We start from the raw sequence: 11,269 nt of genomic DNA, 5'->3' as shown, positions 1-11,269 counted from the left end.
GTTGACGTCGGCCTTGGCGATCAGCTCGTCGAGGACCGGGTCGTTGAAAGCCTGCCACCAGGGGCCGCGCGCGGCGCCCTCGGAGGGCACGGCGCGGGTCCAGCCGGCGGGCGGCGTGGCGCCCTGCTCCTTGAACTGGGCCGCCGAGGGGGTCTCGGGCAGGCCCGAGGGCACGCTCGCGCAGCCGGCCAGGGCCAGGGCCGCCACCAGGGGCAGCACGGCTGCGCGCAGCGGCGCCGAGAGGGATGAGAGCTTGAAGTTCATGATCGAGCTTCCTTCTTGTTCTGTGGTTCGTTCGTCATTCATGCGAGGTCCGCGGCGAGGCCGGCACCGGATGCAGGCCGCCACCATGGCCGCCGCCCGATCCACCGTGCGAACCGCCCGAGGCCGGCGCCGGATGGTCGGCCGACACGAAGTCCTCGCCATGCGGCACTTCGCCGTGCAGCTTCAGCGGCCGGTTGCCCGCGATGCGGCGCATCAGCACGTAGAACACCGGCGTCAGGAACAGGCCGAAGGCCGTCACGCCGATCATCCCGGCGAACACCGCCACGCCCATCGCCTTGCGCATCTCGGAGCCCGCGCCGGTCGACAGCACCAGGGGCAGCACGCCCATGACGAAGGCCAGCGAGGTCATCAGGATCGGGCGCAGCCGCAGCCGGCTGGCCTCGATCGCGGCCTGGATCGGCGTGCGCCCGGCGAACTCGAGCTCGCGGGCGAACTCCACGATCAGGATCGCGTTCTTCGCACTGAGCCCCACCAGCACGATCAGCCCGATCTGCGTGAAGACGTTGTTGTCGCCCCCCGAGATCCACACGCCCGCCATCGCGGCCATGATGCCCATCGGCACGATCAGGATGATCGCGATCGGCAGGGTCAGGCTCTCGTACTGCGCAGCCAACACCAGGAACACCAGCAGGATCGCCAGCGGGAACACCAGGAAGGCGGAGTTGCCGGCCAGGATCTCCTGGTAGGTCAGCTCGGTCCACTCGAAGCTCACGCCCTTGGGCAGGGTCTCGGCCGCGATCTTGGTGATCGCGTCCTGCGCCTGGCCCGACGAATAGCCGGGGGCCGGGCCACCGTTGATGTCGGCGGCCAAGTAGCCGTTGTAGCGCATGGCGCGTTCCGGACCGAAGGTCGAGTTGACCTTCATCAGCGCGGCCAGCGGCACCATCTCGCCCGAGGTCGAGCGCACCTTCAGCAGGCCCACGTCTTCGGCACGGGCGCGGTAAGGCGCATCGGCCTGGACGCGCACGGAGTACGTGCGGCCGAACTTGTTGAAGTCGTTGGCGTACAGGCTACCGAGGTAGATCTGCATCGTGTCGAAGATGTCCGTCACCGGCACGCCGAGCTGGCGCGCCTTGGTGCGGTCGATGTCCGCGTAGAGCTGCGGCACGTTGACCTGCCAGCTCGTGAACATGCCCGTGAGCTCGGGCGCGGCATAGGCCTTGGCCATGAAGGCCTTGACCGCCACGTCCATCTGGTCGTAGCCGACCGAGGCGCGGTCTTCGATCTGCAGCTTGAAGCCGCCCGTGGTGCCCAGGCCCGCCACCGGCGGCGGCGGGAACATCACGATGAACGCGTCCTGGATGCTCGAGAACGCGCCGTTGAGCTGGCCCGCCACCGCGCCACCGCTCTGGTCGGCGCGCTTGCGCTGGTCGAAGGGCTTGAGCGTGGCGAACACGATGCCCGAGTTCGAGCTGTTGGTGAAGCCGTTGATCGACAGGCCCGGGAAGGCGATGGCGTCTTCCACGTTCGGGTTCTTCTTCATGATCTCGCCCATGCGCTGGATCACTTCGTCGGTGCGGTCGAGCGTGGCGCCGTCGGGCAGCTGCGCGAAACCGATCAGGTACTGCTTGTCCTGCGCCGGCACGAAGCCGCTGGGCACGGCCTTGAACAGGCCGAAGGTCACGCCGACCAGCGCGAGGTAGATCACCAGCATCAGCGTCTTGCGCGAGATCACGCGCTTGACGCCGCCGCTGTAGGCCTCGGAGCCGCGATGGAAGAACTTGTTGAAGCCGCGGAACAGCCAGCCGAAGGCCTTGTCCATGCCGCGCGTCAGCGCGTCCTTGGGCTGGTCATGGCCGCGCAGCAGCAAGGCGGCGAGCGCGGGCGACAGGGTCAGCGAGTTGATCGCCGAGATCACGGTCGAGATCGCGATGGTCACCGCGAACTGGCGGTAGAACTGGCCCGTGAGGCCGCTGATGAAGGCCAGCGGCACGAACACGGCCACCAGCACCAGCGCGATCGCGATGATGGGTCCGGACACTTCGCGCATCGCACGGTAGGTCGCCTCGCGCGGCGTGAGCCCCGCCTCGATGTTGCGCTCGACGTTCTCCACCACCACGATCGCATCGTCCACCACGATGCCGATCGCCAGCACCAGCCCGAACAGGCTCAGCGCGTTGATCGAGAAACCCAGCACGTGCAGCACCGCGAAGGTACCGATCACCGACACCGGCACGGCCAAGAGCGGAATGATCGACGCGCGCCAGGTCTGCAGGAACAGGATCACGACCAGCACCACCAGCATGATGGCTTCGAGCAGCGTGTGGATCACCGATTCGATGGACGCGCGCACGAACTGCGTCGGGTCGTAGGCGATGCGGTATTCCAGGCCTTCCGGCATGTTCTTGTTGAGCTCGGTCATCGTCTTGCGCACGTTCGACGAGATGTCGAGCGCATTCGAGCCCGGGGCCTGGAACACGCCCATGCCGACGGCCGGATCGTTGTTCAGCAGCGAGCGCAGCGAGTAGTCGGCGGCGCCCATCTCGAGGCGGCCGATGTCGCGCAGCCGGGTCACGGCGCCGTCGGTGCCGCTCTTGACGATGATGTCGCCGAACTCTTCCTCGCTCTGCAGGCGCCCTTGCGCATTGATCGAGAGCTGCATGTCCACGCCCGACAGGCCGGGCGAAGCGCCGACCACGCCGGCCGCGGCCTGCACGTTCTGGCCGCGGATCGCGGCCACCACGTCGGAGGCCGAGAGGCCGCGCTGCGCCACCTTCTGCGGGTCGAGCCAGACGCGCATCGAGTAGTCGCCGCCGCCGAAGATCTGGACCTGGCCCACGCCTTCGATGCGCGCCAGCGGGTCCTTCACGTTCAGCACCGCGTAGTTGCGCAGGTAGTTGATGTCGTAGCGGCCGTTGGGCGACACGAGGTGGACCACCATCGTGAGGTCGGGCGCGCTCTTCACCGTGGTGATGCCGAGCCGGCGCACTTCCTCGGGCAGGCGCGGCTCGGCTTGCGAGACGCGGTTCTGCACGAGTTGCTGTGCCTTGTCGGGATCGGTGCCGAGGCGGAACGTGACGGTGAGCGTCAGCACGCCGTCGGTGGTCGCCTGGCTGCCCATGTAGAGCATGCCCTCGACGCCGTTGATCTGCTCCTCCAGCGGGGTCGCCACGGTCTCGGCGATCACCTTGGGGTTGGCACCCGGGTACTGGGCGCGCACCACCACCGAGGGAGGCGCGACTTCCGGGTACTCGGAGATCGGCAGACCGCGCAACGCGATCAGGCCGGCTATCAGCATCAAGAGCGACAGCACGCCGGCAAAGATCGGCCGGTCGATGAAGAATTTAGAGAGATTCATTTCGTTGGCTCCATCGCGCGGACAGCGCGATCCACGCCGCTTCGAAAAAGACGAGCGGCATCCAGGTGGCTCCCATCAAGGAACTTCGAGTAACGCTGGCGAGCCGGCCGTTGCCGCTGTCGCCGTTGTCGGTGTCCCGGGTTTCCCGGCGCGCCGGCCTGTGCTCAGGCTGGCGCGCGGGGCCCGGTGTCGTTCAGGACTTCGCGGCCTGCGCCACTTGTTCCGTCGGTTGTTGCGCCTTGCCGTCGGCCTTGGCGTCCATGGTCACGGTCTGCGGCGCCACCAGCGCACCCGGGCGGATGTGCTGCAGGCCGTTGACCACCACGCGGTCGCCCGCCTTCAGGCCCTTGCTCACGACGCGCAGGCCGTTGATCGAGGCGCCGAGCGCGACTTCGCGGTAGACCGCCTTGTTGTCCTCGCCCACGACCATCACGAACTTCTTGTTCTGGTCGGTGCCGATGGCGCGTTCGCTGACCAGCAGCGCGGTGTCGTTGCGGGCCTGGCCCATGCGGATGCGGGCGAACTGGCCGGGGATCAGGGCGCCGTCCTTGTTGTCGAAGGAGGCGCGCACGCGCACCGTGCCGCTGCGGGCGTCGACCTGGTTGTCGATCAGCTGCAGCTTGCCGACGAAGGGCGTGCCGTCCAGGCCGGCCGTGCCCATCTGCACCGGGATCGATTCGATCTGGCCGCGGGCGCTGGAGCCGCTCGGCAGGTCCTTCAGGGCCCGCGTGATCACCTGCTCGTCGGCATCGAAGCTCGCGTAGATCGGGCTCACCGAGACCAGCGTGGTCAGCACCGGGGCGCCGGGACCGGCCGCCACCAGGTTGCCCACCGTGACCTCGATCTTGCCGATGCGGCCCGAGACTGGGGCCCGCACCTGGGTGTAGCCCAGGTTCAGGCGTGCCGACTGCAGCGAGGCCTGGGCCGCGCGCAGGTTGGCTTCGGCTTCACGGCCGGCGTTCACGCGCTCGTCGTATTCGCGCTGGGCGATCGCCTGCTCGTCCCACAGGCGCTTGGCGCGCTCCTGCTCGCTGCGGCTGAAGGACTGGCGGGCCTGCGCCGACGCCACCTGCGCCTCGGCGCGCTCGACCTCGGCCGCGTACGGCGCGGGGTCGATGGTCACCAGCAGGTCGCCCTGCTTGACCAGCGCGCCTTCGCGGAAATGCAGCGACTGCACGGCACCCGCGACGCGGGAGCGCACGTCGACGCGTTCGACCGCTTCGAGGCGGCCCGAGAACTCGTCCCAGGCGTTGATCTCGCTCGGCGCCACCGCCGCGACCGAGACCGGGATGGCTTGCGGCGCGCCCGCGGCCGGCGCGTTGGCCTCGGCCTTGAAGCTGTGCATGCCCAGCACCGCGGCGGCCACCGCCAGCAAGGCGGTGACGCCGGTCACGGCGGGCCACAGGCCCTTGCGGGCCGCGGAGGAAAACGTTGGCTTGTTGTTCGACATGGTGATTCGTCCTTCTCTCAGATGACTCAAATGACTCGGATGACTTTTCGGGATGCAACAGTCCGTCCTGGCGCCCTCGCACCAAGAAAAACGGAGATTTCGGAAAAAGGCCGGCCGCACCGGGTGCCCCCGGTGGCTCGGCCGTATCGGCGGGGCCGTCGCCGCGTTGGCGACCGACCTCACCGCGCTAGCGGCTGGCTATCTGGCTGAGGTCGCTGGCTAACTGGGCTTCGGTGTCGCCCCTTGGGGCGGTGTGGTCGCCGCAAAGAATTCGCGGAAGTGCTGCTGCACGGTCGCCTCGCAGACCTTGCAGCCCATGCACTCGGCGTCGTAGAGCGCCTTGGGCCATTCGGCCGCGTTGCTCAGCACCGCGCTCGTGACCTCGATGCCGGCCGAACGCAGCCGGCCCGCGAAGGTCAGCGCCTCGTCGCGCATCGCGTCGTCCTCGCCCACCAGCACCAGCGCCGGGGCCAGCGACGAGAGGCGCAGCGAACCGCTGGGCACCGCATAGGGGTGGGTCGCGTTCGACGGGCAGCTCAGGTACTTTTCCCAGCCCGTGGCCCAGCGGCACTCGGGCGAATCGTTGGTCGCCTTGCGAAGCGACGCGGTGCCGGCGCAGGGATCGAGCATCGGCGACAGCAGGATCTGGCCCGCCAGCGGCGGATGGGCGCGGTCGCGCGAGATCAGGGCCACCGCCGCCGCCAGGTTGCCGCCGGCTTCCTCGCCGGCCAGGTAGACCTGGGCGCCGCGACCGCCGAGCTTCACGCGCTGCTTGTAGAGCCATTCGAGCGCCGCGTAGCCGACCTCGATCGGCTCGGGAAACGGCGACTCGGGGGCCAGCGGGTAGTCGAGCGAGACCACCACCGCGCCGGAGCCGGCCAGCAGGCGCGCCACGTTGCGGCCGTTGTCGAGGCCGCCGCAGATGAAGGTGCCGCCATGGAAGTGCAGCACCAGCGGCACGGTTTCGCCCTTGGGGCGCTGGCCGTAGACACGGGCGCCCACCGGATCGCGGCCGGGCAGCTCGATCGACAGATCGGCTTCCGCGCCTTGCCCCGCGGCGAGCGCGGCTGCTTCGGCGGAGCGGGACGATGGACGGGGTGACATGGGGACGACCTCGGGAAATGGGCGATGGTTGAAATATAAGGCGCCGACTGTCGCGTTAAACAGGGATGCAAGCCCTACTCTGTTTCCAAACTACGAACAATCGGACCGGGTCACCAAAGGGTTATGGCCTTGTGTGAGAATCCGCACCCCCCGGCGAGGGCCGGGTCTCAAGAACAGGCATTCGATGGATCAGATCCAGGCCATGCGGATCTTCGTCCGCGTCGTGGAAGCCGGCACCTTCACCCGCGCGGCGGACTCGCTCGCCCTGCCCAAGGGCACCGTCACCAAGCAGATCCAGGCCCTGGAATCGCGGCTGCGCGTGAAGCTGCTGAACCGTACCACCCGCCGGGTGACGGTCACGCCGGACGGCGCCGCGTACTTCGAGCGGGCGGCGCGGCTGCTCAACGACTTCGACGACATGGAAGCCAGCATGACGAATGCGCAGTCCAGCCCCACGGGCCGGCTGCGCATCGACGTCGGCACCTCGGTCGCGCGGCTGGTGATCCTGCCGGCCCTGGCCACCTTCTGCGACCGCTACCCCGAGATCCAGGTCGACCTCGGCGTCAGCGACCGCACGGTCGACCTGATCAGCGACAACGTCGACTGCGTGATCCGCGCCGGCGACCTCGCCGACCAGTCGCTGGTGGCACGGCGCATCGGCACCCTGCACTTCGTGACCGTGGCCTCGCCGGCCTACATCAAGCGCTATGGTGCACCGCAGCATCCGAACGACATCGAGAAGCGCCACCACGTGGTGAGCTACTTCTCGGGCACCACGCGGCGCGTCTACCCGCACGAGTTCAAGAAGGGCGACGAGCACATCGAGCTCAACGGACCCTACCGGGTGTCGGTCAACGAGAGCAACGCCCACATGGCGGCCGTGCTCGGCGGCTTCGGCATCTCGCAGTGCATCACCTTCATGGCCGAGCCGCACCTCGAGAGCGGCGAGCTGATCGAGGTGCTGCCCGACTGGCACCGCGACCCGCTGCCGATCCACGTGGTCTACCCGCCCAACCGCCACCTGAGCGCCAAGGTGCGCGCCTTCGTGGACTGGGCCGCCGAACTGTTCGCGAAGACGCCGCGGCTGCAGCGGCGCTGAGCGCCATGCTGTTCTCGCCCGAGCGCCACGAGCCCCTGCGGGCCGACACCTGGGACGAGGGCCGCGCGCGCGGGGCGATCGAAGCCATCGTGCGCGACACCGAGGCGCGCTTCACGCCCGAGGGGCTGTGGCCCATGCATCCAGGCGACGCGCCGGACCCCGCCCCGCAGTACCTGCTGTATTGGGGCGCCAGCGGCGTGATCTGGGCGCTGCAGCATCTGCGGGACCGCGGCGCCGCGCGGCTGGCGCGCGACTACGCGCCGGTCGTGCCGGGCCTGATCGCCGCCAACCGCGCGGCCATGGGTCGTCCCGCCGACGCCGGCTTCGCGGCCTACCTGATGGGCGACACCGGCATCCGGCTGCTCGAGCACCGGCTCCAGCCCTCCGATGCCATCGCCGACGAGCTCGCGCGGCTGTGCGGCGGCCACTTCGGCGACGAAACCCTCGAGCTGATGTGGGGCACGCCCGGCACCATGCTCGCGGCGCTGTTCATGCACGAGCGCACCGGCGAGCAGCGCTGGGCTCATATCTACCGCGACACCGCGCGGCGGCTGTGGTCGCAGCTCGAATGGTCCGAGGACTTCGGCTGCCATTTCTGGACCCAACAGCTCTATGGCCAGCGCTCGACCTACATCGACGCGGTGCACGGCTTCGTCGCCACCGCCGTGCCGCTGATCCATGGCCGCCACCTGCTCGACGACGCCGAATGGAACGCCTGGCGCGACTGCATCGCCAACACCGTGCAACGCAGCGCCGACCGCGAAGGCGCGCAGGCGAACTGGCGCCCGCGCCTGTTTCCGCTGCCCGATGCCTCGCGGCCGAAGCTGGTGCAAATGTGTCATGGCGCGCCGGGCTTCGTGATCTGCCTCGCGGACTTTCCGGGCGACGCGCTCGACGAGCTGCTGCTGGCCGCCGGCGAAACCACCTGGCAGGCCGGCCCGCTGAACAAGGGCTCGAACCTGTGCCACGGCACCGGCGGCAACGGCTATGCCTTCCTCAAGCTGCACCGCCGCTTCGGCGACGCCGCCTGGCTGGCCCGGGCGCGCGCCTTCGCCATGCACGGCATCGCGCAGACCGAGGCCGAGCTGGCGGAACACGGCCACCTGCGCTATTCGCTGTGGACCGGCGACCCCGGCTTCGCGATCTACCTGTGGGATTGCATCGAGGGCACGGACCGCTTCCCGACCCTCGACTGTTTCTTCTAGGCCGGCGGCCGCCGCGCGCGCAGCTCGCCCGCCGTCGTCGCCCAGGCCTTGCCCAGCATGCGCGTGAGATAGGCGCCCGAGGCCCAGCCGACCTGCTGCGCCACCGACAGCACCGATTCGTCGGTGCTCTGCAGCAGGTGGCGCGCGCGCTCGAGGCGCCGCTGCTGCTGGAATTCGAGCGGCGACAACCCGTAGGCCGCGCGGAACAGCCGCTCGACCTGCCGGCGCGAGAGCCGGTGCCGCGCCGCGAAGGCCTCGAGCGGCAGCGCCGCCGCCAGCGTGGCCTCGATGTCGCTGGCCAGCAGCGCGGCGATCACCGCGCCGGGCGTGCCGCGGCCGTCGGGATGCACCAGCGGGTTGGCCATGAGCCGCGCCGCCTCCATCACCAGCGCCCCGCAATGGGCCACGTGCGCCATCGAAGGCTCGGGCGATGCCGGCGTGCCGGCCATCTCGAGCAGCCGGTGCGACAGCAGGTTCAGCGCGCCGCTGCCCGCGCGCAGGCCCTGGGCCGGCTTCGCGATGCCGTGCGCGCGCAGCGCCGTGTCCCAGAACTCCGAGTCGACATAGACCGCGAGGTGCGTCTGGCGCAGCGTCATCGCGCTGGTGGCATGGGCGGCGCCGGCCGCGAACCAGAGGAAGTGGCCGGGCGAGGACTGCAGCGCGTCGCCGCGCGGATCGATCACGTCGAAGCGCCCCGCCAGCGGCACGAACAGCATGTCGCAATCGTGCGCATGCGGCGTGGTGGCGTAGCCGTCGAGCGTGCTCGCCACCGGCGTCGCCTTGTGGGCGAGGCGGTCGGCGAACGCGGAGATGCGCGGTCCGGATGGGGCGGCTGGGGACGGCATGGGGCCGATTGTGTGGTCAATCGCGCGGCCGATGTCGCATTCGTGCGCGCGCACGTCGCGAGCGGAGGCACGCGCGGATCGATCGGCAGGAAGACTAGGACCTCCCCTCCACCCGCTCCGCCAAGGACCTCCATGACCGCCAGCCTCCGCCCGCCACGGCGCCTCGCCCTGATGGCCGCCGCCGCCCTGCTCGCCGCCGCCTGCGGTACCGCGGCCGCCGCCGACACCTATCCCGCCAAGCCGATCACCATCGTCGTGCCCTTCCCGGCCGGCGGCGGCACCGACGTGATCTTCCGCGCGGTGCAGGTCAGGCTGCAGGCCGAGCTCGGCGTGCCGGTGATCATCGACAACCGCGCGGGCGCCGGCGGCACGGTGGGTACGGGCTACGCCTCCAAGGCCGCGCCCGACGGCTACACGCTGGTGGCCGCCACCACCACGACCATCGCCTCGGCCCAAGCCGTCTACCCCAAGCTGCCCTACGACCCGCTGGCCGACCTCGCGCCCGTGGGCACGCTGGGCACCACGCCCTTCGTGCTGGTGGTGGCGCCCACCCTGCCCGCGAAGAACCTCGCCGACTTCATCCGCGACGCCAAGGCCAGGCCCGGCACGCTCAACTACGGCAGCATCGGCAACGGCACCGCGAGTCATCTCGCGGGCGAGCTGTTCAAGCAGCGCACCGGCATCGAGATGACCCACATTCCCTACCGCGGCGCGGCACCCGCGCAGACCGACCTGATGGCCGGCCAGATCCAGGCGCTGTTCGACAACCCCACCGCGCTCGCGCCCCAGGTGCGCGCCGGCCGCATGCGCGCGCTCGCGATCAGCCAGCCCTCGGCGGTGTTCCCCGAGCTGCCCAGCTTCGAGGCCGCGGGCATCAAGGACTTCAAGCCCGAGCTCTGGTATGGGCTGATGGCGCCCGCAGCCACGCCCAAACCGGTGGTGGAGCGGCTGCGCACGGCGCTCGACAAGGCGCTACAGGACCGCAACCTGCGCGCCGACATGATGGCCAAGGGCGTCTCGCCCGCGAGCTGGTCGCCCGAGCAGTTCGGCCAGCGCGTGCGCGCCGACATCGCGCTGTGGGGCGGCATCGCGCGCTCCGTCAACGCGAAGGCGGACTGAATCATGGCGATGCAGCTCGTACGCGTCTTCGCCCGCCCCGGCACCCGCGCCGGCGGCAACCCGGCCCCGGTCTGGCTCGATGCCGATGCCATGTCCACCGAGGACATGCAGGCCCGCACCCGCGAGAGCGGGCACGAGTCGGTGTTCGTGCTCGCGCCCGACGATGCCGCCCGGCACCGCCTGCGCATGCGCTACTTCGTGCCGCGCCACGAGATGGAGATGTGCGGCCATGCCACGCTCGGCGCGCTGTGGCTGCTGCACGAGCGCGGCCGCTGGAGCGGCGAGCCGATCGCGGTGCAGACGCTCAGCGGCACGGTGCACGGCCGCTTCGTCGACGGCGCGGTCGAGATCAGCCAGCCCAGCGCCAGCATCGCCGTGGTCGACGCGGCCCTGGTGCGCGAGATCGCGCAGTGCCTGGGCATCGACCTGGTGCAGATCGTGTCGCCGGTGCTCAACGCCGCCACCAGCCGCGTGAAGACGCTGGTGCGGCTCGAGAGCCCCGAGCTGCTGCACGGCCTGCGGCCCGACTTCGCGCGCGTCGAGGCGCTGTGCGACCGGCTCGGCTCGACCGGGCTCTATCCCTTTGCATCGAATGCCGATGCGCGGGGCACCGAGGTCAGCGCGCGCCAGTTCCCGCGCTCCTCCGGCTATCCCGAGGACGCGGCCACCGGCATCGCCGCCGCGGCGCTGGCCTGGGGCCTGCGCGAGATGGCGCTGGTCGGCGCCGACGGAACGCTGGTCACCGTGCACCAGGGCGAGGCCATGGGCTCGCCCTCGGCGATCCAGGTGCGGCTGCCCGCGCAGGCCGAGGCCGCCGAAGGCTGCTGGCTGCGCGGCGACGCGCAGGCGATGGACGAGGTGCCG

At 70.2% G+C, this 11,269-nt stretch carries 8 protein-coding genes and 1 pseudogene; 4 read left to right on the top strand and 5 right to left on the bottom strand.

Annotated elements, in window-relative coordinates; genetic code table 11:
- From AC27VN_RS19650 to AC27VN_RS19635, 4 genes and pseudogenes are all read right to left on the bottom strand, one after another.
- Positions 1-264: pseudogene (locus AC27VN_RS19650) on the bottom strand (efflux transporter outer membrane subunit); the annotation flags it as partial.
- 34 nt (positions 265-298) lie between these two features.
- Positions 299-3,583: an efflux RND transporter permease subunit gene (locus AC27VN_RS19645; protein ID WP_093342320.1), complete on the bottom strand. Its 3,285-nt coding sequence runs from the start codon at positions 3,581-3,583 to the stop codon at positions 299-301.
- 193 nt (positions 3,584-3,776) lie between these two features.
- Positions 3,777-5,033, bottom strand: coding sequence for an efflux RND transporter periplasmic adaptor subunit (locus AC27VN_RS19640; protein ID WP_490877586.1), 1,257 nt, complete (start codon positions 5,031-5,033; stop codon positions 3,777-3,779).
- Positions 5,034-5,252: 219 nt separating this feature from the next.
- Entirely contained in the window at positions 5,253-6,137 is an 885-nt protein-coding gene (locus AC27VN_RS19635) for an alpha/beta hydrolase (RefSeq protein ID WP_490877585.1), read from the bottom strand.
- A 184-nt stretch (positions 6,138-6,321) separates the two neighbouring features.
- On the opposite strand from AC27VN_RS19635, the gene AC27VN_RS19630 reads away from it, so the two are divergent.
- Positions 6,322-7,236, top strand: a complete 915-nt coding sequence (locus tag AC27VN_RS19630; RefSeq protein WP_057591618.1) for a LysR family transcriptional regulator — start codon at positions 6,322-6,324, stop codon at positions 7,234-7,236.
- A 5-nt stretch (positions 7,237-7,241) separates the two neighbouring features.
- Positions 7,242-8,441 carry a lanthionine synthetase C family protein gene (locus tag AC27VN_RS19625; protein WP_490877584.1) on the top strand — a complete coding sequence of 400 codons (1,200 nt, stop codon included), beginning with the start codon at positions 7,242-7,244 and terminating at the stop codon, positions 8,439-8,441.
- Here the strand turns inward: AC27VN_RS19625 and AC27VN_RS19620 are convergent.
- A complete protein-coding gene (locus AC27VN_RS19620; RefSeq protein ID WP_490877583.1) occupies positions 8,438-9,286 on the bottom strand; it encodes a helix-turn-helix domain-containing protein in 849 nt (282 codons plus the stop codon). The two genes, AC27VN_RS19625 and AC27VN_RS19620, sit on opposite strands and share 4 nt — an antisense overlap.
- Positions 9,287-9,418: 132 nt before the next feature.
- Here AC27VN_RS19620 and AC27VN_RS19615 point away from each other — a divergent pair, with 132 nt between their 5' ends.
- A complete protein-coding gene (locus tag AC27VN_RS19615; protein WP_490877582.1) occupies positions 9,419-10,405 on the top strand; it encodes a Bug family tripartite tricarboxylate transporter substrate binding protein in 987 nt (328 codons plus the stop codon).
- Between the two features lie 9 nt (positions 10,406-10,414).
- On the top strand, positions 10,415-11,269 hold an 855-nt coding region (locus tag AC27VN_RS19610), incomplete at its 3' end, for a PhzF family phenazine biosynthesis protein (RefSeq protein WP_490877581.1).

Source organism: Variovorax sp. 20P10.2.4, from assembly GCF_058244205.1.
This window is presented reverse-complemented; position numbering and strand designations above follow the sequence as displayed.

Excerpts from the sequence above, each read along its gene's own strand:
- AC27VN_RS19645 (WP_093342320.1), bottom strand. The coding sequence starts at position 3,583 with ATGAATCTCTCTAAATTCTTCATCGACCGGCCGATCTTTGCCGGCGTG.
- AC27VN_RS19625 (WP_490877584.1), top strand. The coding sequence starts at position 7,242 with ATGCTGTTCTCGCCCGAGCGCCACGAGCCCCTGCGGGCCGACACCTGG.
- AC27VN_RS19620 (WP_490877583.1), bottom strand. The coding sequence starts at position 9,286 with ATGCCGTCCCCAGCCGCCCCATCCGGACCGCGCATCTCCGCGTTCGCC.
- AC27VN_RS19615 (WP_490877582.1), top strand. The coding sequence starts at position 9,419 with ATGACCGCCAGCCTCCGCCCGCCACGGCGCCTCGCCCTGATGGCCGCC.
- AC27VN_RS19640 (WP_490877586.1), bottom strand. The coding sequence starts at position 5,033 with ATGTCGAACAACAAGCCAACGTTTTCCTCCGCGGCCCGCAAGGGCCTG.
- AC27VN_RS19630 (WP_057591618.1), top strand. The coding sequence starts at position 6,322 with ATGGATCAGATCCAGGCCATGCGGATCTTCGTCCGCGTCGTGGAAGCC.
- AC27VN_RS19635 (WP_490877585.1), bottom strand. The coding sequence starts at position 6,137 with ATGTCACCCCGTCCATCGTCCCGCTCCGCCGAAGCAGCCGCGCTCGCC.